Raw genomic sequence first — 25,122 nt, forward strand, 5'->3', positions numbered from 1 at the left:
CCGACGCTAAACCCAGCGGGCCGCCGAACAGGTTAAACACCGTATGAATGCTCTAGCCCGCCGCGCCGCTGGCCTGTTGCTCGGCACGCTGTGCCTCCCGCTTGCGGCCTTCGCCGCCGATGTGCAACCCACCCACGAATTCATCCTGGATAACGGCCTCAAAGTGGTCGTGCGCGAAGACCATCGCGCGCCAGTGGTGGTCTCGCAAATCTGGTACAAGGTCGGCTCCAGCTACGAGACGCCTGGCCAGACCGGCCTTTCCCATGCGCTCGAGCACATGATGTTCAAGGGCAGTGCCAAGGTCGGCCCCGGCGAAGCCTCGCGTATCCTGCGGGACCTGGGCGCCGAAGAGAACGCGTTCACCAGCGACGACTACACCGCCTACTACCAAGTGCTGGCGCGTGATCGCTTGCCGGTTGCCTTCGAGCTGGAGGCTGATCGGCTGGCCAGCCTGCGTCTGCCAGCCGACGAGTTCAGCCGTGAAATCGAGGTCATCAAGGAAGAGCGCCGCCTGCGCACCGATGACCAGCCCAATGCCAAGGCGTTCGAGCTGTTTCGGGCCATGGCCTACCCAGCCAGTGGCTACCACACCCCGACCATCGGCTGGATGGCCGACCTGGAGCGCATGAAGGTCGAGGAGCTGCGCCACTGGTACACCTCGTGGTATGCGCCCAACAACGCCACGCTTGTGGTGGTGGGCGATGTCACCGCCGAGGAAGTCAAGGGCCTGGCCCAGAAGTACTTCGGCGCTATCCCTCGCCGGGACACACCTGCGGCCAAGCTGCCGCTGGAGCTGGCTGAGCCCGGCCAGCGTCAGTTGACCCTGCACGTGCGCACCCAGCTGCCAAGCCTGATCTACGGCTTCAACGTACCCGGCCTGCCCACGGCCAAGGACCCTCGCACGGTGCATGCCTTACGTCTGATCTCGGCCTTGCTCGACGGCGGCTACAGCGCACGCATGCCCGCACGACTGGAGCGCGGGCAGGAACTGGTGGCCGGCGCCTCGTCCAGCTACAACGCCTTCACGCGCGGCGACAGCCTGTTCCTGATTTCAGCCACACCCAACGTGCAGAAGCAAAAAACCCTGGCAGACGTGGAAAAGGGCATCTGGCAACTGCTGGATGAACTCAAGACTACTCCGCCCGCGGCAGAAGAGCTCGAGCGCGTGCGCGCCCAGGTCATCGCCGGGCTGGTGTATGACCGCGACTCAATCAGCAGTCAGGCAACCACCATAGGCCAGCTGGAAACCGTCGGGCTGTCCTGGAAGCTGATCGACAGCGAGCTGGACGAACTCAAGCGCGTTACCCCTCAGGACATCCAGCAAGCTGCCCGTACCTATTTCACCCGCGAACGCCTGAGCGTTGCCCATGTTCTGCCCGAGGAGTCCGCTCATGAGTGACCGTCGCTTGCACCGCCCCCACTGGCTGGCTACAGGTATCTGTACCTGGGCATTGACGGCTGCGCTGGCCGTACCGGCACTGGCCCAGGACGCTGCCAAGGCTGGCAATGCACAAGCCCGGCAGGCCAACACTCTACAGTCCCTGGCCGAGCTTGACGGCAAGGCGCCCACCACCCGCCAGTTGAACATCCAGCACTGGAACACGGCTGAAGGCGCGCGGGTGCTGTTCGTCGAGGCCCGCGAGCTTCCGATGTTCGACCTGCGCGTGACCTTCGCTGCCGGCAGCAGCCAGGACGGTGACACACCAGGCCTGGCGGCGCTGACCAACGCCATGCTCAACGAAGGCGTACAGGGCAAGGATGTGACGGCCATCGCCCAGGGCTTCGAGGGCCTGGGCGCAGATTTCGGTAACGGCTCGTACCGCGACATGGCCGTCGCCTCGCTACGTAGCCTCAGTGCCAAGGACAAGCGCGACCCGGCCTTGAAGCTGTTTACCGAAGTCACAGGCAAGCCCACCTTCCCGGAGGATGCGCTCAAACGGCTCAAGAACCAGATGCTGGCCGGCTTCGAATACGACAAGCAGAACCCCGGCAAGCTTGCAGGCAAGACGCTGTTCGCCAACCTGTACGGCGAACACCCTTATGCGCATCCCAGCGATGGAACACCGCAAAGCATCACTGGCATTACCCTGGAGCAGTTGCGAGCGTTTCACGCCAAGGCCTACACGCCTGGCAATGCCGTCATCGCACTCGTGGGTGACCTGAACCGCAGCGAAGCCGAGGCAATTGCCGCGCAGGTTTCAGCCGGCCTGCCCAAAGGCCCGGCCTTGCCTGCTCCAGCCCAACCGACGGAGCCCAAGGCAGGCTTCACCCACATCGAGTTTCCGTCTCAGCAGACCCACCTGATGCTCGCAGAGCTGGGTATCGATCGCCAGGACAAGGATTGGCCAGCCCTGTCACTGGGCAATCAGATCCTCGGGGGCGGCGCGTTCGGGACGCGGCTGATGAGCGAGGTGCGGGAAAAGCGCGGCCTGACCTACGGGGTCTATTCGGCCTTCAGCCCAATGCAAGTGCGCGGCCCGTTCATGATCAACCTGCAAACCCGCGCCGAGCTCAGCGATGGGACATTGAAGCTGGTTCAGGGTATTCTGGCCGACTACCTGCGCAGCGGTCCTACCCAGCAAGAACTGGACGATGCCAAGCGCGAGCTGGCCGGAAGCTTCCCGCTCTCCAATGCCAGCAATGCCAGCATCGTCGGGCAACTGGGCGCCATCGGCTTCTACAACCTGCCATTGAGCTGGCTGGAAGACTTCATGCAGCAGTCCCAGGCCCTGACCGTCGAACAGGTTAAAGACGCCATGAACAAGCACCTGTCTGCCGACAAGCTGGTCATCGTCACGGTTGGCCCGAAGGTGCCGCAGAAGCCACTGCCAGCCCCCACTGATAAACCCTCCGGGCAACCGCTCGGGGTACCGGAGCACTAATGCCAAGATCCAACCCTCCCGCCCGCCAGCAACCGGGCCAGAGCAAGGGCCAGGGCCACCTGCGCATCATCGCGGGCCAATGGCGCAGCCGTCGCCTGGCCGTGCCCGACGGTGAGGGCTTGCGCCCTACGCCTGACCGGGTACGCGAGACGGTTTTCAACTGGCTGGCACCTTACATCGAGGGCGCGCACGTGCTCGATGCCTTCACCGGCAGCGGAGCATTGGTGCTGGAGGCCCTATCGCGCGGGGCCGAGGACGCCGTGGCGCTGGACAGCAACCCTGCGGCCATCGCCAACCTCAAGAACAACCTCGAGCTCCTGCGCTGCCCACGGGGGCAGATCCTGCAGACCGATGCCTTGCGTTATCTGCAAGGCCCTGCAAAAAAGCAGTTCGACCTGGTGTTCCTTGATCCACCCTTCCATCAACAGTTGCTGGCAGACACCTGCAATCTGCTTGAACAGCACCAGTGGCTGAGCGAGCAAGCATGGGTATACACCGAGAGCGAAGCGGCTCCATCGACCTTGCAGTTGCCTGCCAACTGGCGCCTGCACCGGGAGAAAAAAACCGGACAGGTGCACTATGCGCTGTGGCAACGGGGCTAGTTATATAGCGCAGGCCAGGTCTTGCATTGACTGATGCTGCTCGGGTCTCTAGCCACCCGAGCACCTCAGCATGACCGTATCACTCTCTGCGCCTTCACTGGCCGATGATGTCTCGGCGGCGCTTGCCTCTCTTGCAAGCGCCAGCCCTTCCCCTCTCCAGCATTTCACGCTTGAAAACGGCCTGTCCGTCTACCTGAGGCAGCAAAGCCGAAATGCCCTTGCCGCCGTCCAGCTCTGGTACAACGTCGGTACCCGTCATGAGCCGGCAGGGCAGACCAACCTCTCGCACTTGCTCGAACACGTCATCTTCGAAGGCAGCCGCAAGCTTGAGCCTGGACAGTACGCCAAGGTCGTTGCCCGCCTTGCAGGAAAGGCCAGTGCCAGTACTCACCTCGACGCCACCTCTTTCGACATGCTGCTGCCTGCATCGCGCCTGCCCGTTGCGCTCGAACTGTTGGCAGATGCCATGGACACAGCCACATTCGGGTTGCCCGAGTTGGCACGAGGCGCCAAGGCAATCGCTGACGAACGACGTCTGAAGGTGGACGCCCAGCCCCTCCAGCAAGCTTACGACCGTCACCTGGCCTTGGCTCACGGCAGCAGTCCGTATGCGACCCCAAGCTTCGGCTCGGCGATGGATCTAGAGAACATCGACCTTCCAACCCTGCGGCAGTGGTACACCACCCATTACCGGCCTGACAACGCCACGCTCGTCGTGGTGGGCAACGTAGAACTGGAAACGTTGAAACAGCAGGTCGAAATGTACTTCGCGCACGTGGAGCGCGGCCAGCTGGCAGACTCGCCTTTTCCCCGCTCAGACATGCCGATGGCGGAACGCAGCCAGGCCGTCAGCTTGCCGGGGCTTAGCCATGGCCTGCTGATGTCCTTTAACGTCCCCAGCTGTGCCACAGCCAGCGATGCGCTCACGAGCAAAACCCTTGAGCTGATTTGTGAATTGCTAGGCGAGGGCTCTAGCGCTTGGCTGTATGCCGAACTTGTCAGGAAACGGGGCCTGCTGACAGGCGCTGCCGCAACCTATGACCCCCTTGTACGTGGCGACACCGTCATCACCTTCAAAGCCTACGTAAACACGCTTAATGCCAGCCTGGAACACGCTACTGAAGCTATCTACGAGCAAATAGTACGCCTGCAAACTGAAGCCTTGCCTGCTGAACAGTTGCAGCGAATAAAACTGCGAATGCTCGCCCGCCAACTGTTCTCTCTCGACAGCGCAACGGCCCAAGCCTCGCAAATCGGCGCCATGGCCGCGACAGGGCAGCCAGCAACCCTGATCGACGAACATGCGCGCCTGATCTCGATCATCGACAGCGCCCAGGTGCAGCAGGTAGCGCGCACTTATCTTGGGCGTGAGCGGCTGACCACCACCTCTCTTCTACCAGGAGCGCAAGCATGACCGACGATCAGATACGCCAACCAGCACCAGTGCTGTGCCAGGGACCTGCCATCGATACTGCTCGGCAAGCGATGGCAAGGCTGACCTCGACCCAGAATGTCGAACTTGACCAGCCCCCCGCACTGCTGGCCACGGCTGAGCGGTGGGAGACAGCGGAAGGTACAAAGGTCACTTTCATGGCTGCGCATGATCGCCCCATGATTGATCTAGTGCTGCGATTCCGGGCAGGTAGCGCACTTGATGGCGATCATCCAGGGCTGGCCGCGCTGACCCTCTACAGCCTTGATCAGGGCACACAAACCCTTAGTGCGGCGCAGTTTGCCGAGCATATGGCTGCAAGGGGCGCCATCGTGGGGCGCTCGTTGAGCGAGGAATATGCCACGATTACGCTAAGGTGCCTGAACACACCCGGCTTGCTGCGAGCTGTTTCGCAAGCGCTGGCGCAAATGTTGGCCCGCCCAGCGTTTCGCGCAGAGGACGTTGCGGTGATACGTGATCGAATAGCGCTCGACCAAGGCCGGCAAAAACTCAATCCGTTGGCACGCCTGATCAATACGACCACCGCTCATATATTCAGCGGTCATCCGTACGCTTCGCACGCCGATGCAGCGATCATCGGCCCCTTGACCACTGACCAAGTGCGGGCCTTTCATGCAAAGGCTTACTCGGCCAGTAACCTCGTTATAGGACTGGTTGGCGACCTAAGCCGAGACGATGCGGAGCAACTGGTCAATGACCTGATAGGTGATTTGCCACGGCAGTGGGCGGCACAGCCACCGTCCATGCTGACTGAGCAGTCGGCGCTGTCACGCCACATTGCGCACCCTGGCAGTGCAATTCAGGCAATGCTGACCCTGGCCGTCCCCGTGCTACCCAGCAACCCGGTCTATGCTGCACTGGAGTTGCTGACCGAAATTCTTGGCGGCAACTACGAGGCGCGCTTACCTCAGGAACTGCGCCATGTGCGAGGGCTGACGTACACGGTCACCACAAAACTGAGGCACTCGGATGCGGGAACACTGTTGCACGTACACTGGGACGTCGCCCCGCAATACCGGGAAGCTTCACATGCCCTGGTCGCAGGCATGCTGGATTGCCTCCATGAATTTGGACCAACGCAGGTGGAGTGCGATATGGCCGTCAACCAGATCGCTGCTCGGCTGCATCGCGAAATGGCCGACAGCGCAGAGCTGGCAGCGACACTGGCCACGCACAGTCATCAGGGCCTGCCCGCCGATTACCTGACCACCCATCTGGACAGGCTTGCTTCACTGACCCCTGCCCATCTTCGCGAAGTGGCGCAGGTGTGGTGGCGCAACGCACCTCGGGTATTCGTCACCTTCGGCCCCGATGCCGAGCAGTCCCCCTTGCCTACGCCGGAGCTAGCTCAGCGATAGACGAGCACGGGGTGAGGCGAGTCAGTGAAAGCTGATACAGGCGCTGTTTCATGGCACTCTAGCCGGGCACATCACGAGTGGCCCAGCATGCCAAGTTCCAGCGCCCTGTTTCATCCTGCCAAAGGCCTTTCCAACCCCCACCTGCAAACATTGTGGGGGCCCCTCTGGCGCAAAATCCCAGCGCTGCAACGCGACCGCGAACGCATCTGGCTGGCGGACGGGGATTTCATCGACCTCGACTGGCATGGCCCGCACCAGCCCCATGCGCCGCTGGTGCTAGTGCTTCATGGGTTGACGGGGTCATCGGGCTCACCCTATGTCAAAGGCCTGCAACAGGCGCTGCACTCACAGGGCTGGGCCAGCGTCGCAGCGAACTGGCGGGGCTGTTCTGGGGAGCCGAACCTGCTGCCGCGCAGCTACCACTCTGGCGCCAGCGAGGATCTGGCTGAAATCATCAGCCACTTGCGTGCCAAAAGGCCTCTGGCCCCCCTGTCCGCGGTCGGCTACTCCTTGGGAGGCAATGTCCTGCTCAAATACCTGGGCGAACAGGGCGACGACAGCCAGTTGCAGGCAGCAGTAGCCGTCTCCGTGCCTTTTCGCCTGGACCAGTGTGCCGATCGTATCGGCCTTGGATTTTCAAAGGTGTATCAGGCGCATTTCATGCGCGAGATGCTGGCCTACGTGCAGATCAAGCAGCGCTTGTTCAAAGACCAGGGCCACCCAGAACGTCTGGCAAAGCTGGAGCAGCTCGGGCCACTGCGCGGCTTGCGCACGTTCTGGGATTTCGACGCCAAGGTCACTGCACCGCTGAACGGTTTCCAGAATGTGCACGACTATTATCGCCGCGCTTCAAGTGGCTTCTACCTGGGCCAGAACCGTACTCGGACCCTGATCATCCAGGCCAGCGACGACCCCTTCGTCTCGCCCCTGAGCTTACCAACGGCAAACGAGCTGGCCCCAGAGACCGAGCTGGAGTTGCATGCCCATGGCGGCCATGTCGGGTTCGTCGACGGCAGCCTGCGAAAACCGGGCTATTACCTGGAGCGCCGGATTCCGCAGTGGTTGCGCGAAGGTATGCAGAGGACGGCTTACTGATCGCCCGTTGCCACTGCATGCTCAGGGCGGGTGATCCATTCACTCCATGAGCCTGCATACAGTTTGCCGAGCGGGTAGCCTGCCAACGCCAACGCGAACAGGTTATGACACGCCGTTACCCCCGAACCACAGTACGCAACCAGTTGCTCAGGCGCACGCCCCTGCAGTTGCTGCTCGAAACGTTGTCTGAGTTGCTCGGGCGGCAGAAAACGGCCATCGCTGCCAAGGTTTTCGGTGAAAGCGGCGCAGCGTGCTCCAGGGATATGCCCTGCCACTGGGTCGATGGGTTCCATGTCGCCACGGAAACGTGGCAATGCGCGCGCATCCAGCAGGGTCAGGTCTGCGCTGCCCAGGCGCTGATCCAGGCCATCGGCATCGATCAACATCGCATCATCGGGCTGGCCGCTGAAGTTGCCTTCGCGCCGGACTGGGGGATCCAGGCTCAATGGCAGGTGCGCGGCGTGCCAGGCGGTCAGGCCGCCGTCCAGCAGGGCAACACCACTGCGTTTGCCCAGCCAGGCCAGCAGCCACCAGCCTCGCGCGGCATAGGCGCCGGTACCGTCGTCGTACAGCACCACTTCGCTCTCGTTATCCACGCCCCATTCGCGCAGGCGGGCTACCAGCTTTTCTGGATCGGGCAGCGGGTGACGCCCTGTCACTCCCTTGCTGACCGAGCCGCTGAAGTCTCGTTCAAGGTCGGCAAAGTGCGCCCCTTCGATATGACCCAGGGCGTAACTGCGCTGACCGTAATCCACATCCTCAAGGGCGAAGCGACAGTCGAGAATGACAAGGTTTGGTGAATCCAGCCGCTCAGCCAACTGCTGCGGGGTGATCAACTGCGCAAGTGACATGACAATCTCCTGATCGATGTAATCCCAGGCCCTGGCGCTAGTGCTCAAGCGCCTGAATGAACGGTACGTGAAACTCGCTGCACAAGGCTTGCACCGCTTTGCGCGCAGGCTCGGTGACGAATCCCAGCTCAAGGGCCAGCACCTGATACACGCCCCGCTTGAACGCTTCTTCACCCAGGTGCGCTGCATGCTCCCGGGTCGTGCTGAGAAAGCGCACCCATGAGGTGAGCACGATCCAGGCGTTGATGGTCAGCGACTCCTGCTGCGCGGCGTTCATCGCCAGGATACCCGCCTCGACGAAACCGCGGTAAATGGCCTTGCCCTGACGCATGCAGCGTGCGGAGAAGCGCCGATAACGGGCTGCCAGCTCAGCATCGCTACCCAGTAGATGCTCCAGGTCGCGGTGCAGGAAACGGTAGTTCCACATCGCAGCCAGCAGTGCCTGCAGGTAGAACCGCTTGTCCTGCACCGCCAGCGGGCGCCCCTGCGGCGGGCGCAGAAAGCTGTCTACGTGCGCTTCGTACTGGCCGAACAAAACCGCAATAATCGCCTGCTTGTTGGGGAAGTGGTAATACAGATTGCCGGGCGAGATGCCCAGGTGCGCCGCGATATGGTTGGTGCTGACGCTGCGCTCGCCCGACTGATTGAACAGCTCAAGGCTGCTCTGGACGATTCTCTCGCGGGTCTTGATGGGCCGGGCCATGTCCAGCTTCCTGTCTACGGAGCAGTGAAAACCGCCATGGTACGAGGTATTGCCAAGGTGTTGCACGGTACCCAAGCGCTGCGCCCTCGCACCATCGGCTGGCCCAAAGTATAGTGCCTTGGCCGGCCGCATGACTTGGCCGGGCGCAGTCGCTGCGCTACCATCCGACTCCCCAACGCACTCCAGCCAGGATGACGCGATGAACCGAGTGTTGTACCCGGGTACTTTCGACCCCATTACCAAAGGCCATGGCGATCTGGTCGAGCGCGCCTCGCGGCTGTTCGACACCGTGATCATTGCAGTGGCCGCCAGCCCCAAGAAAAACCCTTTGTTCCCGCTGGAACAACGCGTGGAGCTGGCCCGTGAGGTCACCAGGCACCTGCCCAATGTCGAAGTCATCGGCTTTTCCTCGCTGCTGGCGCATTTCGCCAAGGAGCAAGGTGCCAATGTGTTCCTTCGTGGTTTGCGTGCAGTGTCGGACTTCGAATACGAGTTCCAGCTGGCGAACATGAACCGTCAACTGGCCCCCGACGTCGAGAGCCTGTTTCTTACGCCGTCGGAGCGGTACTCGTTCATCTCGTCGACCCTGGTTCGCGAAATCGCCGCACTGGGGGGCGATATCAGCAAATTTGTGCACCCGGCCGTGGCCGATGCGCTGACTGAACGCTTCAAGAAATAAAGCCGCTGTTTCAGATCGTCGCGCCTGCGTGCACTGCAGGCGCGAATGCGGCACAATTGTGCCCATTGCGTTGAACATGCCCGGGCGCTGAGCCCCGGCCGGAGCCCCCATGTCCCTGATCATCACCGACGATTGCATCAACTGCGACGTCTGCGAACCCGAGTGCCCCAACGAGGCCATCTCCCAAGGCGAAGAGATCTACGTGATCGACCCCAACCTGTGCACCCAGTGCGTGGGTCATTACGACGAGCCGCAGTGCCAACAGGTCTGCCCGGTCGACTGCATCCCGCTGGATGAGGCGCACCCGGAAAGCCAAGAGCAGCTGATGGCCAAGTACCTGAAGATCACCGGCAAGGCCTGACGCTGCCGGCCATCGGCATGCCCGCGCCTTGCTCCTGCGTAGCGATCATCCCGAAGCGCGCAAAGCCTCAGCGCTGGCAGCGCGGGCAGAACACGCTGGCGCGCTGGCCAAGCTTCACATCCCGCAATTCGGTGCCACACACTTTGCAGGGCAAGCCGCCGCGCCCGTAGGCGAACAGTGTCTGCTGGAAATATCCTGGCTGGCCGTCACCGCCGATGAAATCGCGCAGCGTGGTGCCGCCAAGCTCGATGGCGGCCGCCAGCACGCGTTTGATCTCGATGGCCAGCTTCAGGTATCGCGCCCGCGAAATGCCACCGGCCGCGCGGCGCGGATCAATGCCGGCAGCGAACAGCGCTTCGGTCGCATAGATGTTGCCTACGCCAACGACCACGGCGTTGTCCATGATGAAGGGCTTGACCGCCATCGAACGGCCTCGGGACAACTGGAACAGTCGCTCACCGTCAAACAGGTCGGTCAGTGGCTCGGGGCCAAGTCGCAGCAGCAACGCATGATTGAGCGGGTCCTGGCTCCAGAGCATGGCGCCAAAGCGGCGCGGGTCGGTGTAGCGCAGCATCAGACCGGATTCGAGCTCGATGTCCACGTGCTCATGCTTGCCAGCCGGCAAGCCCGCCTCCACCAGCCGTAGATTGCCCGACATGCCCAAGTGGCTGATCAGGGTCCCTACTTCGGCATTGATCAGCAGGTACTTGGCCCGGCGCTCGACCGTGACGATGCGTTGCCCGGAGAGCCGCACGTCCAGGTCCTCCGGAATAGGCCAGCGCAAGCGGCGGTCACGCACGACCACGCGGCTGACGCGCTGACCTTCGACATGCGGTGCAATGCCGCGCCGGGTGGTCTCTACCTCGGGTAACTCAGGCATGTATCAGTGCCCACCTAGTTCTCGGATGTTCTGTTTGAGGTTATCGAAGTCGTATTCCGACAAGCCTATGTAATCGAGCACCAGCGGCCCCACTACGTTCCATTCCTGATCCACCGTCTGGTTGCCCAATACCCGGTAGGAGGCACAGATGTGCTCGGCCATCTTGAGCACCGCCAACAGGTTTTTCATCTGGCTCTGGTTGTTGCGGGCGCTGTCATCGCGAAACACTGCCAGCGCGTTGTGGTGGTTGGCGATGGCGCCGGTCAGGTGTTCGGGCAGGCGCCAGGACTTGGCCGTGAAATAGCCGACGACGGCATGATTGGTGTTGAAGGCGCGGTTCTCGGTGTCCACCACGCGGGTCTGCTCGTTGGTTTTTGCATAGGCCTCTTCGAGCACATCCATGTACGTGGGGAAGCGCTTGAGCATCAGCGGAACGCCGCAATCGTGGAACAGCCCGAGGGTATAGGCTTCGTCGGCGGGCTGGATACCCGTGCGCTTGGCCAGCGTCAGGCAGGTCATTGCCACATCCTGCGCGGTATCCCAGAACCGGTTGAGGGTGACGATGGTTTCATCGCTCATTTCACCCTTGATCGACTGCGCGTTGATCAGGTTGATGATCGAACGACTACCCAGCAAATTCACCGCACGCTGGATCGAGCCAATCTTGTTGGACAGGCCAAAGTGCGCCGAGTTGACCAGCTTGAGCAAGGCCCCCGACAACCCAGGGTCCTGAGCGATCAGTTTGGCGATGGTTTCCAGGTCCGGGTCAGGCATGTACTGCTCGAACTGCAAATCGACCATGATCTGCGGCTGCGGCGGAATGGTGATGCCTTGCAAGGCTTGCTGGATCTGTTCGGCGGTGAGTTCTTGGGACATGCGTGCACACTCGTATGGGACTGCCGATTCTACCGCGATGCACCCCACAGAACTAACCGCTGGATCAGTGAACTTGAACTTTCATGAGCGCGGGTGGGCCTGTTTCTCATATTCATCGAGTAAAGGAGCAAGGCCCATGGGTACTGAACTGAACGGCAAGCGCGTGGCTATCCTGGTGACTGATGGCTTCGAGCAGGTGGAATTGACAGGCCCGCGTGACGCCCTGCAGCAGGCGGGCGCCCAGGTGCACGTGCTGAGCGAGAAGCAAGGCACGGTGCGCGGCTGGAACCACGACGAGCCCGCGGACGAATTCAAGGTCGACGGCACCTTCGACAGCGCCAGCGAACTCTACGATGCCGTGGTCCTGCCAGGCGGCGTACAGAACTCGGACACCATCCGCCTGGTTGAAGGCGCGCAGAAAATCGTCAAAAGCCATGACAAGGCCGGCAAACCGATTGCCGTGATCTGCCACGGCGGCTGGTTGCTGATTTCGAGCGGCTTGACTCAGGGCAAGCGCATGACCAGCTTCAAGACCCTGCAGGATGACCTGCGCAACGCTGGCGCCGAGTGGGTCGACGAAGAAGTGGTGGTTGACGGGAACCTGATCAGCAGCCGGCAGCCCGATGACATCCCTGCCTTCAACAAGGCACTGATCCAGGCCCTGTCGTCCTGACAGCTGGCGCTCAGCATTAAGGTTGGGTAGGGGTTATACTCCCGCTCTTTTTTCCGGAGCGACGTCATGTCCCTGCCCAGCCTTCGCCTCAAAGCCAATGCCGACCGCCGCCTGCGCGCAGGTCATCTGTGGGTCTACAGCAACGAGGTAGACGTTGCCGCCACCCCGCTGCAAGGCTTGCAGGCCGGCCAGCAAGCCGTGCTCGAAGCCGCCAACGGTAAGCCACTGGGCATCGTTGCCCTGAGCCCCAATAACCTGATCTGCGCCCGCTTGCTGTCACGCGACGTCAAGCTGCCACTGGACAAGTCACTGCTGGTGCACCGCCTGAACGTGGCCTTGTCACTGCGCGAGCGCCTGTTCGACAAGCCGTGCTATCGCCTCGTCTATGGCGATTCCGATTGGCTGCCGGGGCTGGTCGTCGATCGCTTCTTCGACATCCTGGTGGTGCAACTGGCGTCGGCAACCATGGAAGCGCATAAGGATGAGGTGATCGCGGCGCTGGTCCAGGTGCTCAAGCCAAGCGGCATCCTGTTCAAGAACGATTCGGCAGCCCGTGATGCCGAAGGCCTGCAGCGCTATGTCGAAACCGTTTACGGTGAAGTCCCGGATTGGGTTCCGCTGGAAGAAAACGGTGTTCGTTTCGAAGCCCCGGTCCGTGAAGGCCAGAAAACCGGCTGGTTCTATGACCACCGCATGAACCGTGCACGCCTGGCCCCCTATGTGCAGGGCAAGCGCGTACTCGACCTGTTCAGCTACATCGGCGGTTGGGGTGTGCAGGCGGGTGCCTTCGGCGCCAGCGAAGTGTTCTGCGTCGATGCCTCGGGTTTTGCCTTGGATGGCGTTGAACGCAACGCCGCGCTCAACGGTATTGGTGAGAAGCTGACCTGTGTCGAGGGCGACGTCTTCGAAGCCTTGCGCGAACTCAAGGCAGCCGAGGAGCGCTTCGACGTGATCATTGCCGACCCGCCCGCCTTCATCAAGCGCAAGAAAGACCTGAAGAACGGCGAGGCGGCTTACCGTAGGCTCAACGAGCAGGCCATGCGCATGCTGAACAAGGACGGCATTCTGGTCAGTGCTTCTTGCTCGATGCACCTGCCCGAAGACGACCTGCACAACATCCTGCTGACCAGTGCCCGTCACCTGGACCGCAACATGCAGCTGCTCGAGCGCGGTGGTCAGGGCCCTGACCATCCGGTGCACCCGGCGATTGGTGAAACCCGCTACATCAAGAGCATCACCTGCCGGTTGTTGCCCAACAGCTGAGCCATGACGGGGGCCTGGGTGGCCCCCGATCGTTTCAGAGTTCAAGCACCTGGGTCGCGATACCGAAGTACACCAATACCCCTGCTGCGTCGGCAATGGACGTGATCAATGGCCCGCTGGCCGTGGCGGGGTCCAGCTTGAGCCGGCTCAGCAGAAACGGCAGGCTCATGCCGATCAGGCTGCCGACCAGCACGATCACCACCATGCTGCTGGCCACGATCAAGGCGATCTGCGGGCCGCCACGCAGCAGCCCAAGCGATGCCACGGCTACCGCCATGGTGCAGCCCAGCAGCAGCGCGACGCCAAATTCGCGCCCCAGCATTCGCCCCCAGTCGCTCAGCGTCACCTCGCCTGTGGCCAGGCCTCTGACCATGAGGGTTGCCGACTGGGAGCCTGCATTGCCGCCGCTGTCGACCAGCAGTGGCAGAAAAAACACCAGGGCGATATGCGCGGCAATGGTTTCTTCGAAGGCCGCGATGCCTGCCCCTGAGAACAGGTTGCCGAACACCAGCAGCACCAGCCACAGCACCCGCTTGCGGTACAGCAATCCGAGGGTCGCGTGCCGCAGGTCACCGATGGTACTGGTGATGGAGGCGCCTTTGTGGAAGCTTTCGGTGGTTTGCCGCCGTTGCGCATCGAGCGCAGCGTCGACGGCACTAACAGCGATGGTTTTATCGATAGGGTTTTGCATGAAGTTCTCCAGGCGCCGACCAGGCGCCTGCAGGCTTCAGCCTCGCGGACTCAAGCCCTCGGCAGCCCTGGCGGCGGCGCGCTCAGTGCCAGGTTGCAGTTCGTGACGAACCGGTAACTGGGAAGGTCCATTGAGGGTTATCTCGTCAAGCCGCACATGCGGCGGCCGAATGATAATGGCAAGTCAGGCGCAGGTCAGCCTCACACGGATCGTTTCAGACGGTTCCTACAACTTCGGGTTTTCGCCCAAAACCGCCACCCGGACACATCGTCATGCCTTCCCGGCGCCAGCGGTGTAGAATCGGGCTATTCATCGCCAGTCATCCCCCGGCGGGTTTATGAGCTCTGGCCAAGCACGCGGCGATCCCGCGCGGTCTTCGGCCCCATCCGTGCCAGTGGCAACCGGCCTGCGGTACAGAGGACAAGAGAAGCTCACTCCCCTTTCTGTGACCTGATTAAGCCGCCAGGAGTGTTTCATGCCTGATTATCGTTCCAAGACTTCCACCCACGGCCGCAACATGGCAGGTGCACGCGCCCTGTGGCGTGCCACCGGCATGAAGGACGAAGACTTCAAGAAGCCGATCATTGCCATTGCCAACTCCTTCACCCAGTTCGTGCCGGGCCATGTGCACCTCAAGGATCTGGGCCAGCTGGTCGCTCGCGAGATCGAGCGCGCCGGTGGCGTGGCCAAGGAATTCAACACCATCGCGGTCGATGACGGCATCGCCATGGGTCACGACGGCATGCTGTACTCGTTGCCCAGCCGTGAAATCATCGCCGACGCGGTGGAGTACATGGTCAACGCGCACTGTGCCGATGCCATCGTCTGCATCTCCAACTGCGACAAGATCACCCCCGGCATGCTGATGGCTGCCTTGCGCCTGAACATTCCGGTAATCTTCGTCTCCGGCGGCCCGATGGAAGCCGGCAAGACCAAGCTGGCCAGCCATGGCCTGGACCTGGTCGACGCCATGGTCATCGCCGCCGACAGCACGGCTTCCGACGAAAAGGTCGCCGAATACGAGCGCAGCGCCTGCCCTACCTGCGGCTCGTGCTCTGGCATGTTCACCGCCAACTCGATGAACTGCCTGACCGAGGCGTTGGGCCTGGCCCTGCCGGGCAACGGTTCCACCCTGGCCACCCACTCGGACCGCGAGCAGTTGTTCCTGACGGCCGGCCGCACCATCGTCGAGCTGTGCAAGCGGTACTACGGCGATAACGACGCATCGGTCCTGCCGCGCAGCATCGCCAACTTCAAGGCATTCGAGAACGCCATGATGCTGGACATCGCCATGGGTGGCTCGACGAACACCATCCTGCACCTGCTGGCTGCGGCGCAGGAAGGCGAAGTGGCATTCGACCTGCGCGACATCGATCGTCTGTCGCGCAAGGTGCCGCAGCTGTGCAAGGTGGCGCCCAACATCCAGAAGTACCACATGGAGGACGTGCACCGCGCCGGCGGTATCTTCAGCATCCTGGGCTCGCTGGCCCGTGGCGGCCTGCTGCACACCGACCTGCCCACCGTGCATAGCCGCAGCATGGAAGAAGCCATCGCCAAGTGGGACATCACCCAGACCGACGACGAGGCAGTGCATACCTTCTTCAAGGCTGGCCCGGCCGGCATCCCGACCCAGACCGCGTTCAGCCAGTCGACGCGTTGGGAAACCCTGGATGACGACCGCGAGAACGGCTGCATCCGCAGCTTCGAGCACGCTTATTCACAAGAAGGTGGTTTGGCCGTGCTGTACGGCAACATCGCCCTGGACGGCTGCGTGGTGAAAACCGCCGGTGTCGACGAATCGATCCACGTGTTCGAAGGCACGGCCAAGATCTTCGAAAGCCAGGACAGCGCCGTGCGTGGCATCCTCGCCGACGAAGTGAAGGCCGGCGACATCGTGATCATCCGCTACGAAGGCCCGAAAGGTGGCCCGGGCATGCAGGAAATGCTGTATCCAACGTCGTACCTCAAGTCCAAGGGCCTGGGCAAGGCGTGCGCCCTGCTCACCGACGGCCGCTTCTCGGGAGGCACCTCGGGCCTGTCCATCGGTCATGCCTCGCCGGAAGCCGCAGCAGGCGGCGCCATCGGCCTGGTGCGCGACGGCGACAAAGTCCTGATCGATATCCCCAACCGCTCGATCAACCTGCTGGTCAGCGATGACGAGCTGGCCGAGCGCCGCGCCGAGCAGGACAAGAAGGGCTGGAAACCGGCTGAGGTACGCCCGCGCAAGGTGACGACAGCCTTGAAGGCCTACGCCCTGTTGGCGACCAGTGCCGACAAAGGTGCCGTGCGCAACAAGGCGATGCTCGAAGGGCTGTGATACCCATCCAGCATGACGAGAACCGGCGCTTCGAGCGCCGGTTTTTTATTGCCAAGACAGCGGCCTCGCGCATCCATCACGGATGCAACCTGCTCACTGAATCTGTTCAGGCGTCACGATCACCCAGTTCTTGTCCGCCGTCACCGGCAACCCTTCCTTGGCCTGGGCTGCTGCCTGCCTGGCGATCATTCCTTCGAGCTGCTCCATGTACTTGGGCTTGCGGTTTATCCACAGGTGGATCCCGCCCTTGGCGACATCCACGCCATGAAACTGCATATAGCCATCGCTGGTCGGGGTATCGCCGCCCACCAGCACGGGCTTCTTCCATTCATCGATGTAGGTCAGGATCGCCGCTTGCTTGCCCGCCATCCACGTGGCGGGCGTCCACAGGTAAGGGGTCAGTTCGAGCCCTTCATTAGCCTTGGCATCGTAGTGCCCAGCGCTGATCTGCTTGCGTGCCGTGGTCAATTGCCCCGTGGCACGATCCTTGAGCAGCAGGCTGACCCCGATGACGTTCTGCGGCTTCACGTTGTAGCCATACTTGGGATCAGAGGCGACCATGCGCACCAGCTCTTCGGAAGCGGCTGACACCACGTAGACTTCAATGCCGTTCTCCATCAACTTGTTGTACAGCTCGGCCTGGCCCTTGAAGACCTTGGGCGGCTGCACTTCGATGGCCTTGACCTGATCCCCGTCGTAGTAGGTGCTGGGCACAGGCTTGCCGGATGCCATGAGCGCGTCTACCTGTTCTTTCAGTTCCTTGAGGGTGAAGCCGGAAAACACTTGCGCCACCCAGGGGTAGCAGACCATGTCGTCGATCTCACACAGCCGGTAGTAGTAGCTGAACAGGCTTTCCTTGTGCTCGGCGCTGTCCTTGAAGGGGATGAGTTTCAGCGAAGAGTCCAGCTTGTCACGGCTCAGCAGCCCTTTGTTCTCCATGAATGGCAACAACGCTTCTTCAAGGTCGTAGCGGTAGCTGGTGTTGTCCATGTCGAACACCGCGTAGTTACCTTTATGGGCGTTGGCGGTGATCATGCGGTCGAGCTGTGTGGCGGCTTCGGCTGGCCAGTGGTCAAGCTCGGTTGCGAAGGTTTGCCAGCTGAACAGCAGGGATAGGCCGATGGCGGCGGTTTTGAGCGCAACGTTCATGTACGAATCTCCTGAAACGACTGACAGACGCTAGTTGAGTGAGCCCTGTCGGCACCGCTCGATTGCGACCTTTACGCCCCAGTAAACGCCGTGTTCATTGCAATCCACGACGTCTCTATATTCCATTTGCGACTATATAAATTCCATTTGGGTATAAATTCGTTTGTTTTCAGGCTGTTAGCATTTCCGCTCGCAATCGCACATAGAGGCGGCGACTCATCTTCTCGTTTCCGGAGCTTCAATGAACCTGCCACTGCTGCTAAACCTGCTGGCGTTCCTGGCCTTGTTGCTGGGACTGGCGCAGACCCGCCGTACCGACTGGAGCCTGGCCAAGAAAGTGCTGCTGGGCCTGGCACTTGGCGTGGGCTTCGGCCTGGCCCTGCATACGATCTATGGCGCAGGGCACCCCGTGCTCAAGACCACCATCACCTGGCTGGACCTGGTCGGTAACGGCTACGTAGGCCTGTTACAGATGATCGTCATGCCGCTGATCTTCGCCTCCATCCTCAGCGCCGTGGCGCGTCTGCACAATGCCTCTTCCCTGGGGCGCATCAGCGTCCTGAGCATCGGCACGCTGCTGCTGACCACGGCCATCGCTGCCCTGATCGGCATCCTGCTGACCAACCTCTTTGGCCTCAGTGCCGAAGGCCTGGTGGCAGGCGCCCAGGAGAGCGCACGCATGCAGGTGATCCACAGCGACTATGCAGGTAAGGTCGCCGACCTCAACATCCCGCAACTGCTGCTTTCGTTCATCCCCAGCAATCCGGTTGGCGACCTGGCGCGGGCCAAGCCGACATCGATCATCAGCGTGGTCATCTTTGCCGTCTTCGTCGGCCTGGCCGCCTTGCAGTTGATCAGGGACGACGCCGAAAAGGGTCAGCGTGCACTCTCGGCCATCGATACCCTGCAAGCCTGGGTGATGCGCCTGGTGCGCGTGGTCATGAAGCTCACGCCTTACGGCGTGCTGGCATTGATGACCAAGGTGGTGGCCAGCTCGAACATGGAAGACATCCTCAAGTTGGGCAGCTTCGTGGTCGTGTCCTACCTAGGCCTGGCGCTGATGTTCGTGGTCCACGCCATCATCCTGGCGGCGATCGGGGTCAGCCCGCTGCGCTTCTTCCGCAAGGTATGGCCCGTACTGACCTTCGCCTTCACCAGCCGTTCGAGCGCTGCCAGCATCCCGCTGAACATCGAGGCCCAGACGCGTCGCCTGGGCGTGCCGCAGTCTATCGCCAGCTTCAGCGCCTCATTCGGGACCACCATCGGTCAGAATGGCTGTGCCGGGCTGTACCCTGCCATGTTGGCGGTGATGGTCGCGCCAGCGGTTGGCATCGACACCTTCGATCCGCTGTGGATCGCCACGTTGGTGGCCATCGTCACGCTCAGTTCGGCCGGTGTGGCCGGAGTTGGCGGCGGCGCTACCTTCGCCGCGCTGATCGTGCTGCCGGCCATGGGCTTGCCGGTGGAGCTGGTGGCCCTGCTGATTTCGGTGGAGCCGCTGATCGACATGGGCCGTACGGCGTTGAACGTGAACGGTTCGATGACGGCAGGCGTGGTAACCAGCCAGCTGCTCAAGGAAACCGACAAGCAGGTACTGGCCGATGATGAACACGCAGCATTGAGCCATACCTGAGTTCACGGGGGCCGCACAGCGCGGCCCTTTCATTGCGCAACAGGCGTCAGGCCTTGTCCCACACCTCGAAGTGATACAACGGCTTACCTTCCTCAGCCTGCGCCTGACTGGACAGCAGCGTCCACTGCTTGCGATCGATATCCGGGAACCAGGCATCGCCCTTGGGCGACAGCTCGACCCGCGTCACGTACATCCGGCTGACGAGTCCTTGCTCCAGCGCCTGCCCGTAGAGCTGCGCACCACCGATCAGCATCAGCTCGTCGACACCTTGCTCGCGCGCCCACTGATCAGCCCGCACCAGCGCGTCTTCCAGCGAAGCGAAAACTTCGGCACCGGCCAGTTCCAGCCCGGGCTGCCTGCTGATCACGATATTCAACCGCCCAGGCAGCGGCCGTCCCAGCGAGTCCCAGGTCTTGCGGCCCATGATGATGGGCTTGCCCAAGGTGGTGGCCTTGAAATACTTGAAGTCCCCTGGCAAATGCCAGGGCATGGAATTATCGATGCCTATCACGTGGTTTTCGGCGCAGGCTACGATCAGGCTTAAGGGCAGTAATGTCTTCATGCCGGCGAGAATAGCACCGCGCGGGTGAGTTATGCTGCTGCCACGACCTGTGCAATGGAACACCCTGTGACTGCACCTTCTTTGCTGGACAAGCGCTGGCTCACCGAGGCGATACGCCTGCGCGAAGAACATGCCGGCCCTCTCGAGGACCAGGAAGCCAACCGCCGCGCCCGCCAGCAAGGCGGCAGCCTGGCCCTGCGCATCGAGACCCGCGCGCTGCTGCTGGCCGAACGCGACGGCTTGACCGCCGCGTTGCGGCGTTGGAAGCAAGGGGCACGCCTGGCGCTGGTGGCGATGGTGTTGATGGCCGTGCTCAGTGGCGGCGGCCTGGCGTTGGCCGCACTGGGTGACGGGCAGCGGCCGGTGAATGTGTTCTGGGCGCTGGGCAGCCTGCTGGGGCTGAACCTGGTCATGTTGCTGGGCTGGTTGATCGGCTTGTTCCTGAGCGGTGAGCACGGCGCGCTGCTGGGGCGGCTTTGGCTGTGGTTGAGCGAACGCTTTGCCCGCGACGCCCGTGCCGCCCACCTGGCGCCGGCCCTGCTGGTGCTGCTGCAACGCCAACGCCTGGGCCGTTGGTTGCTGGGTTTGCTGGTCCACAGCCTGTGGCTGGTGGCCATGCTGAGCGCGGTGGGTGTGCTGCTGACATTGCTGGCCACCCGGCGCTATGGCTTTGTCTGGGAAACCACGTTGCTGGCGGCCGAGCCCTTCATCGCCATGACCCAGGCCCTGGGCGCCCTGCCCGCGCTGCTGGGCTTTGCGGTACCTGACCCGGCCATGATCCGGGCCAGCGGTGACACCGCGCCGGCCCTGGCCATGACGCGCCAGGCATGGGCCAGCTGGCTGCTGGGTGTGGTGGTGGTCTATGGCGTGCTGCCGCGTCTGCTCCTGGCTGGCGTGTGCCTGTGGCGCTGGCGGCAAGGGCGCCAACGCCTAGCGCTGGACACGAACCTGCCAGGCTACATGCCGCTGCGCGACAGGCTGATGCCCAACAGCGAGCGCCTGGGCGTGCAGGACTATGCGCCCGACACACTGCCGCAATTCAAGGCCCAGCCGTCACTCATTGAAAATGCCGGCGCACTGCTGGTCGGCGTCGAGCTGGATGATCAGCGCCCCTGGCCGCCGTCATTGCCCGACAATGTCGCCGATGCCGGTGTGCTGGACAGCCGGGAGTCGCGGCATCGTCTGCTTGAGCAACTGGGGCGTTTTCCACCCGCGCGCCTGGCCATTGCCCTCGACCCTGAGCGCTCGCCGGACCGCGGTAGCCTGGCCTTGCTTGCCGAGCTGGCGCGCAATGCAGGCAGTACGCGTATCTGGCTGTTGCCTGCTGTCGCTGATCAGCTTCGCGACGAACGGCGCCTGAATGACTGGCGTGAAGCCCTGGATCGCCTGGGGCTCCCTCATGCCGATACTTTACCGTTGGCCTGGTTGGAGCACGGTCATGACTGAGCCCTTGAAGCTGGCCGTGGTAGGCCACACCAACGTGGGCAAGACCTCGCTGCTACGCACCCTCACGCGTGACGTCGGTTTCGGGGAGGTCTCGCATCGCCCCAGCACCACACGCCATGTGGAAGGGGCTCGCTTGTCCGTGGACGGGGAGCCTCTGCTGGAGCTCTACGACACACCGGGCCTGGAAGACGCCATCGCCCTGCTCGACTACCTCGAACGCCTCGAACGCCCTGGCGAGCGCCTGGATGGCCCGGCGCGGCTGGAGCGCTTTCTGCAGGGCAGCGAGGCGCGCCAGCGCTTCGAGCAGGAGGCCAAGGTGCTGCGCCAGCTGCTGGCAAGCGATGCCGGGCTCTATGTCATCGACGCCCGCGAGCCGGTGCTGGCCAAGTACCGTGACGAACTCGACGTGCTGGCCAGCTGTGGCAAGCCACTTCTGCCGGTGCTCAACTTTGTCTCCAGCCCCCAGCATCGCGAACCGCAGTGGCGTGAAGCCCTCGCCCGGCTTGGGCTTCATGCATTGGTGAGATTCGACACCGTAGCCCCACCAGAAGATGGCGAGCGCCGCCTGTACGAGAGCCTCGCCCTGCTGCTGGAAGATGCACGCCCTAGTTTGCAGCGCCTGATCGACGATCAGCAGGCCCAACGGGTGGCCCGCCAGCAAGGTGGCAGACGCCTGATCGCCGAATTGCTGCTGGACTGCGCCGCCTGTCGTCGCAGCGTGGAAGGTGAACCTTCTGCCCAGGCACAGGCCATCGAGGCGCTCCACCAGGCTGTGCGCCAGCGTGAACAGCGCTGCGTGGAGGCTCTGCTCAAGCTCTATGCGTTCCGGCGCGACGACGCGCATGCCAGCGACCTGCCGTTGCTGGACGGGCGCTGGGGGGACGATCTGTTCAATCCTGAAACCCTGAAGCAGCTTGGAGTGCGTGTGGGCGGCGGTGTAGCGGCAGGCGCGGCGGCCGGGGCCGGCGTGGACCTGCTGGCAGGTGGGCTTACCCTGGGCGTCGCCGCCTTGGCCGGGGCCATCGCCGGCGGCGCCCTGCAGACGGCACGCGGCTATGGCGCGCGCCTGATGGGCAAGCTCAAGGGCAAACGCGAGCTGACCGTCGACGATACCGTCCTGCGCTTGCTGGCCTTGCGTCAGCAACAGCTGATGGTGGCACTGGACCACCGTGGGCACGCCGCTCAGGACAGTATTCGCCTGGGCCCCTTGGATGAAAAGACCTGGCGTCAGGGCAAGCTGCCCGAACCGCTGGTGCGGGCTCGCGCGCACCCGCAATGGTCCACGCTTAACCCAGGTGCCAAACCGAACCAGGCCCAGCGCCAGGAGCAGCTCGAAGCGCTGGTGCAGCAGCTCTAGGCCTGGCCTTTCAGGCGGTGGTCACTTGCGCAACAAGCGCAGGCCGTTGAACACCACCAGCAGGCTCACGCCCATATCGGCGAATACGGCCATCCACATGGTGGCCAGCCCGGCGAAGGTAATGCCCAGGAAAATCGCCTTGATCGCCAAGGCCAGCACGATATTTTGCTTGAGGATCGCTGCGGTGTGCCGCGACAGCCTGATGAACGCAGGGATCTTGCGCAGGTCATCGTCCATCAGCGCCACATCGGCCGTTTCGATGGCAGTGTCGGTCCCAGCCGCCGCCATGGCGAAGCCGATTTCGGCCCGGGCCAGCGCCGGCGCGTCGTTTATGCCGTCCCCGACCATGCCGACGCGATGACCTTGGTCGTACAGCGCCTGGATGCTACTGAGCTTGTCGGCTGGCAGAAGGTTACCTTCGGCCCGATCGATACCTACCGTACGCGCGATGGCCGCGGCGGTGTGCGGGTTGTCACCGGTCAGCATGGCTGTCTGGATGCCCAGTGCATGAAGCTCGGCAATGGCTTGCCGGCTGCTTTGCTTGACGGTATCGGCCACCGCAAACAATGCCAGGGGGCCTGATGCGTTGAGCAGCAACACCACCGTCTTGCCCTGCTGTTCCAAGGCATCGAGCTGGACTTCCAGTTCGGGTGAACACAGCCCCAGCTCCTCGACCAGGCGATGGTTGCCCAGGTGCAACACCTCACCCTCGATGGTGCCACGCACGCCACGGCCCGCGAGCGCGGTGAAATCCCGGACCTCACTGTGGGGCAGGTCGTTGTCCTGGCCGAACTGGGCTATCGCTCGCGACACGGGGTGATCGGAGCGTGCAGCCAAGCTCGATGCCAGGGCCTGCGCACGCTGCTCGAACGCCCGTTGCAGGGCCTTGAAGTCTGTCTGGACGGGCTTGCCGTGGGTGATCGTTCCGGTCTTGTCCAGGGCCAGGAAGTCCAGGTGGCGCCCGCCTTCGAGGTACACCCCGCCCTTGATCAGGATGCCTTTGCGCGCCGCAGCCGCCAGGCCACTGACGATGGTGACGGGGGTCGAGATCACCAGTGCACAGGGACATGCCACTACCAGCAGCACAAGCGCACGATACACCCAGTCGAACCAGGTGCCGTCCAGCAGAAGCGGCGGGACGATCGCCACGGCCAGCGCAAGGGCCAGCACCGCCGGCGTATAGATCCGCGAAAACCGGTCGACGAAGCGCTGGGTTGGCGCCCGCGCCCCTTGCGCCTGCTCGACGGCCTTGATGATGCGAGCCAGTGTGGACTGACCGGCCACGGCGGTGGCTTTGATTTCCAAGGCACCTGCCTGGTTGATGGTGCCGGCGAAGACCTTGTCGCCCAGGCCCTTCTCCACCGGCAGGCTTTCACCGGTGATCGGGGACTGATCGACGCTGGACTGCCCGCTGATCACCTGGCCATCGAGCCCGATACGCTCGCCTGGCCGTACGCGCATCGTCGCGCCGACAACGACTTCACGTACGTCCATTTCGCGCCATTGGCCGTCGGCCTGTTGCACGGTCGCCATGTCCGGTGCCAACTGCATGAGCCCGCCAATGGCATTGCGTGCACGGTCCAGCGAGCGGGCTTCGATCAGTTCGGCCACGGTAAAGAGCACCATCACCATGGCTGCTTCCGGCCATTGGCCGATCAGCAACGCACCGGTGACCGCGATGCTCATGAGGGCGTTGATGTTGAGGTTGCGGTTTTTTAGCGCAATCCAGCCCTTCTTGTAGGTACCCAGACCACAACCCAGGATCGCCGCCAGTGCCAGCGCGGCCACCAGCCATTGCGGCGCGAGCTGGGCGAAGTGCACGATTTCGGCGCCCAGGGCTGCCAGGCCGGACAGCGCCAGCGGCCACCAACCCTGCTGGCGCGGCGGCGCTGGCACGGTAGCGCTATCCGCATCACCCACGAGCGGCTCGGCTTTCATCCCCAGACTGTCGATGGCCCGTTCGATGTCGGACGTGCCATCGAGCGTGTGCCTGACCCCCAGGATGCGACTGATGAGGTTGAATTCCAGCGCCTCGATGCCAGCCATCTTGCCCAGTTTGTCCTGGATCAGCGTCTGCTCGGTCGGACAATCCATGGCATCGATACGGAAACGGCTGAGCTGGGCCTGCTCGCTGGGAATGGACGTCAACTGCACGTGGGCAGGCGCGGCCTGCGTGCTGCAACAGGTATGACCCTGATCGCCATGGCGCACGTCGTCATGGGCATGGTCATGATTGTGCTCATGATGATGCGTGTATTCAGGGCTGACAGACTTGTTCATGGGTCATCCTT

At 62.7% G+C, this 25,122-nt stretch carries 22 protein-coding genes; 14 read left to right on the top strand and 8 right to left on the bottom strand.

What is annotated here, in order from left to right; translation table 11 throughout:
- Nucleotides 1-43: 43 nt before the first annotated feature.
- The 6 genes from CWR53_RS21350 to CWR53_RS21375 all read left to right on the top strand — a co-directional run bounded on the left by CWR53_RS21350 (nt 44) and on the right by CWR53_RS21375 (nt 7,390).
- Entirely contained in the window at nt 44-1,399 is a 1,356-nt protein-coding gene (locus tag CWR53_RS21350) for a pitrilysin family protein (RefSeq protein WP_100852438.1), read from the top strand.
- Nucleotides 1,392-2,882 (top strand): pitrilysin family protein, encoded by a 1,491-nt coding sequence (locus CWR53_RS21355; protein ID WP_100852439.1) that lies wholly within the window; start codon nt 1,392-1,394, stop codon nt 2,880-2,882. The genes CWR53_RS21350 and CWR53_RS21355 overlap by 8 nt, the downstream gene beginning before the upstream one ends.
- Complete coding sequence (gene rsmD, locus CWR53_RS21360) at nt 2,882-3,484, top strand: 16S rRNA (guanine(966)-N(2))-methyltransferase RsmD (protein ID WP_058602891.1); 603 nt, start codon at nt 2,882-2,884, stop codon at nt 3,482-3,484. Before CWR53_RS21355 ends, rsmD begins: the two co-directional genes overlap by 1 nt.
- A gap of 70 nt (nt 3,485-3,554) precedes the next feature.
- Entirely contained in the window at nt 3,555-4,898 is a 1,344-nt protein-coding gene (locus CWR53_RS21365; protein WP_100852440.1) for a pitrilysin family protein, read from the top strand.
- On the top strand, nt 4,895-6,295 hold the full coding sequence (locus CWR53_RS21370; RefSeq protein WP_100852441.1) for a pitrilysin family protein: 1,401 nt from the start codon (nt 4,895-4,897) through the stop codon (nt 6,293-6,295). The genes CWR53_RS21365 and CWR53_RS21370 overlap by 4 nt, the downstream gene beginning before the upstream one ends.
- An 87-nt stretch (nt 6,296-6,382) precedes the next feature.
- Nucleotides 6,383-7,390 (top strand): hydrolase, encoded by a 1,008-nt coding sequence (locus CWR53_RS21375; RefSeq protein ID WP_100852442.1) that lies wholly within the window; start codon nt 6,383-6,385, stop codon nt 7,388-7,390.
- Here CWR53_RS21375 and CWR53_RS21380 read toward each other — a convergent pair.
- Nucleotides 7,384-8,241 (bottom strand): sulfurtransferase, encoded by an 858-nt coding sequence (locus CWR53_RS21380; protein ID WP_058602887.1) that lies wholly within the window; start codon nt 8,239-8,241, stop codon nt 7,384-7,386. The genes CWR53_RS21375 and CWR53_RS21380 overlap by 7 nt on opposite strands.
- Before the next feature lie 37 nt (nt 8,242-8,278).
- A complete protein-coding gene (locus CWR53_RS21385) occupies nt 8,279-8,944 on the bottom strand; it encodes a TetR/AcrR family transcriptional regulator (RefSeq protein ID WP_100852693.1) in 666 nt (221 codons plus the stop codon).
- Between the two features lie 199 nt (nt 8,945-9,143).
- On the opposite strand from CWR53_RS21385, the gene coaD reads away from it, so the two are divergent.
- Entirely contained in the window at nt 9,144-9,623 is a 480-nt protein-coding gene (gene coaD, locus CWR53_RS21390) for a pantetheine-phosphate adenylyltransferase (RefSeq protein ID WP_023532462.1), read from the top strand.
- Nucleotides 9,624-9,732: 109 nt separating this feature from the next.
- Nucleotides 9,733-9,984: a YfhL family 4Fe-4S dicluster ferredoxin gene (locus CWR53_RS21395; protein WP_058602885.1), complete on the top strand. Its 252-nt coding sequence runs from the start codon at nt 9,733-9,735 to the stop codon at nt 9,982-9,984.
- Between the two features lie 67 nt (nt 9,985-10,051).
- Here CWR53_RS21395 and mutM read toward each other — a convergent pair whose 3' ends face one another.
- The gene (gene mutM / locus CWR53_RS21400) at nt 10,052-10,864 is read right to left on the bottom strand and encodes a bifunctional DNA-formamidopyrimidine glycosylase/DNA-(apurinic or apyrimidinic site) lyase (protein WP_100852443.1); all 813 of its coding nucleotides are present in this window, start codon (nt 10,862-10,864) and stop codon (nt 10,052-10,054) included.
- 3 nt (nt 10,865-10,867) lie between these two features.
- Nucleotides 10,868-11,686 (bottom strand): HDOD domain-containing protein, encoded by an 819-nt coding sequence (locus tag CWR53_RS21405; protein WP_178091246.1) that lies wholly within the window; start codon nt 11,684-11,686, stop codon nt 10,868-10,870.
- Nucleotides 11,687-11,876: 190 nt separating this feature from the next.
- On the opposite strand from CWR53_RS21405, the gene CWR53_RS21410 reads away from it, so the two are divergent.
- Both CWR53_RS21410 and CWR53_RS21415 read left to right on the top strand, forming a co-directional pair.
- Complete coding sequence (locus tag CWR53_RS21410; protein ID WP_058602882.1) at nt 11,877-12,413, top strand: type 1 glutamine amidotransferase domain-containing protein; 537 nt, start codon at nt 11,877-11,879, stop codon at nt 12,411-12,413.
- 66 nt (nt 12,414-12,479) lie between these two features.
- A complete protein-coding gene (locus CWR53_RS21415) occupies nt 12,480-13,676 on the top strand; it encodes a class I SAM-dependent rRNA methyltransferase (protein WP_058602881.1) in 1,197 nt (398 codons plus the stop codon).
- A gap of 34 nt (nt 13,677-13,710) precedes the next feature.
- Here the strand turns inward: CWR53_RS21415 and CWR53_RS21420 are convergent, their stop codons facing one another.
- Nucleotides 13,711-14,367, bottom strand: coding sequence for a magnesium transporter (locus CWR53_RS21420; protein ID WP_081322778.1), 657 nt, complete (start codon nt 14,365-14,367; stop codon nt 13,711-13,713).
- A 475-nt stretch (nt 14,368-14,842) separates the two neighbouring features.
- Here CWR53_RS21420 and ilvD point away from each other — a divergent pair, with 475 nt between their 5' ends.
- Nucleotides 14,843-16,684, top strand: a complete 1,842-nt coding sequence (gene ilvD / locus CWR53_RS21425) for a dihydroxy-acid dehydratase (RefSeq protein WP_100852444.1) — start codon at nt 14,843-14,845, stop codon at nt 16,682-16,684.
- 93 nt (nt 16,685-16,777) lie between these two features.
- Here the strand turns inward: ilvD and CWR53_RS21430 are convergent, their stop codons facing one another.
- On the bottom strand, nt 16,778-17,833 hold the full coding sequence (locus CWR53_RS21430; protein WP_100852445.1) for a phosphorylcholine phosphatase: 1,056 nt from the start codon (nt 17,831-17,833) through the stop codon (nt 16,778-16,780).
- A 241-nt stretch (nt 17,834-18,074) separates the two neighbouring features.
- Here CWR53_RS21430 and CWR53_RS21435 point away from each other — a divergent pair, with 241 nt between their 5' ends.
- Entirely contained in the window at nt 18,075-19,466 is a 1,392-nt protein-coding gene (locus CWR53_RS21435) for an L-cystine transporter (RefSeq protein WP_058638147.1), read from the top strand.
- A 46-nt stretch (nt 19,467-19,512) separates the two neighbouring features.
- Here the strand turns inward: CWR53_RS21435 and CWR53_RS21440 are convergent, their stop codons facing one another.
- Nucleotides 19,513-20,028 carry a dihydrofolate reductase gene (locus tag CWR53_RS21440; protein ID WP_100852446.1) on the bottom strand — a complete coding sequence of 172 codons (516 nt, stop codon included), beginning with the start codon at nt 20,026-20,028 and terminating at the stop codon, nt 19,513-19,515.
- A 54-nt stretch (nt 20,029-20,082) separates the two neighbouring features.
- On the opposite strand from CWR53_RS21440, the gene CWR53_RS21445 reads away from it, so the two are divergent.
- Both CWR53_RS21445 and CWR53_RS21450 read left to right on the top strand, forming a co-directional pair.
- The gene (locus tag CWR53_RS21445) at nt 20,083-21,474 is read left to right on the top strand and encodes a DUF2868 domain-containing protein (protein ID WP_100852447.1); all 1,392 of its coding nucleotides are present in this window, start codon (nt 20,083-20,085) and stop codon (nt 21,472-21,474) included.
- Complete coding sequence (locus tag CWR53_RS21450; RefSeq protein ID WP_100852448.1) at nt 21,467-22,831, top strand: GTPase/DUF3482 domain-containing protein; 1,365 nt, start codon at nt 21,467-21,469, stop codon at nt 22,829-22,831. Before CWR53_RS21445 ends, CWR53_RS21450 begins: the two co-directional genes overlap by 8 nt.
- Before the next feature lie 21 nt (nt 22,832-22,852).
- On the opposite strand, the gene CWR53_RS21455 is transcribed toward CWR53_RS21450, so the two are convergent.
- Nucleotides 22,853-25,111, bottom strand: coding sequence for a heavy metal translocating P-type ATPase (locus tag CWR53_RS21455; protein ID WP_100852449.1), 2,259 nt, complete (start codon nt 25,109-25,111; stop codon nt 22,853-22,855).
- Nucleotides 25,112-25,122: the final 11 nt, after the last annotated feature.

The organism is Pseudomonas sp. SGAir0191 (assembly GCF_002812565.2).
Lineage (GTDB): Bacteria > Pseudomonadota > Gammaproteobacteria > Pseudomonadales > Pseudomonadaceae > Aquipseudomonas > Aquipseudomonas parafulva_B.

Coding starts and splice junctions, on each gene's coding strand:
- CWR53_RS21420 (WP_081322778.1), bottom strand. CDS start 14,367: ATGCAAAACCCTATCGATAAAACCATCGCTGTTAGTGCCGTCGACGCT.
- CWR53_RS21385 (WP_100852693.1), bottom strand. CDS start 8,944: ATGGCCCGGCCCATCAAGACCCGCGAGAGAATCGTCCAGAGCAGCCTT.
- mutM (WP_100852443.1), bottom strand. CDS start 10,864: ATGCCTGAGTTACCCGAGGTAGAGACCACCCGGCGCGGCATTGCACCG.
- rsmD (WP_058602891.1), top strand. CDS start 2,882: ATGCCAAGATCCAACCCTCCCGCCCGCCAGCAACCGGGCCAGAGCAAG.
- CWR53_RS21435 (WP_058638147.1), top strand. CDS start 18,075: ATGAACCTGCCACTGCTGCTAAACCTGCTGGCGTTCCTGGCCTTGTTG.
- CWR53_RS21415 (WP_058602881.1), top strand. CDS start 12,480: ATGTCCCTGCCCAGCCTTCGCCTCAAAGCCAATGCCGACCGCCGCCTG.
- CWR53_RS21380 (WP_058602887.1), bottom strand. CDS start 8,241: ATGTCACTTGCGCAGTTGATCACCCCGCAGCAGTTGGCTGAGCGGCTG.
- CWR53_RS21375 (WP_100852442.1), top strand. CDS start 6,383: ATGCCAAGTTCCAGCGCCCTGTTTCATCCTGCCAAAGGCCTTTCCAAC.
- coaD (WP_023532462.1), top strand. CDS start 9,144: ATGAACCGAGTGTTGTACCCGGGTACTTTCGACCCCATTACCAAAGGC.
- CWR53_RS21395 (WP_058602885.1), top strand. CDS start 9,733: ATGTCCCTGATCATCACCGACGATTGCATCAACTGCGACGTCTGCGAA.
- CWR53_RS21355 (WP_100852439.1), top strand. CDS start 1,392: ATGAGTGACCGTCGCTTGCACCGCCCCCACTGGCTGGCTACAGGTATC.
- CWR53_RS21350 (WP_100852438.1), top strand. CDS start 44: ATGAATGCTCTAGCCCGCCGCGCCGCTGGCCTGTTGCTCGGCACGCTG.
- CWR53_RS21365 (WP_100852440.1), top strand. CDS start 3,555: ATGACCGTATCACTCTCTGCGCCTTCACTGGCCGATGATGTCTCGGCG.
- CWR53_RS21455 (WP_100852449.1), bottom strand. CDS start 25,111: ATGAACAAGTCTGTCAGCCCTGAATACACGCATCATCATGAGCACAAT.
- CWR53_RS21370 (WP_100852441.1), top strand. CDS start 4,895: ATGACCGACGATCAGATACGCCAACCAGCACCAGTGCTGTGCCAGGGA.
- ilvD (WP_100852444.1), top strand. CDS start 14,843: ATGCCTGATTATCGTTCCAAGACTTCCACCCACGGCCGCAACATGGCA.
- CWR53_RS21410 (WP_058602882.1), top strand. CDS start 11,877: ATGGGTACTGAACTGAACGGCAAGCGCGTGGCTATCCTGGTGACTGAT.
- CWR53_RS21445 (WP_100852447.1), top strand. CDS start 20,083: ATGGAACACCCTGTGACTGCACCTTCTTTGCTGGACAAGCGCTGGCTC.
- CWR53_RS21450 (WP_100852448.1), top strand. CDS start 21,467: ATGACTGAGCCCTTGAAGCTGGCCGTGGTAGGCCACACCAACGTGGGC.
- CWR53_RS21440 (WP_100852446.1), bottom strand. CDS start 20,028: ATGAAGACATTACTGCCCTTAAGCCTGATCGTAGCCTGCGCCGAAAAC.
- CWR53_RS21430 (WP_100852445.1), bottom strand. CDS start 17,833: ATGAACGTTGCGCTCAAAACCGCCGCCATCGGCCTATCCCTGCTGTTC.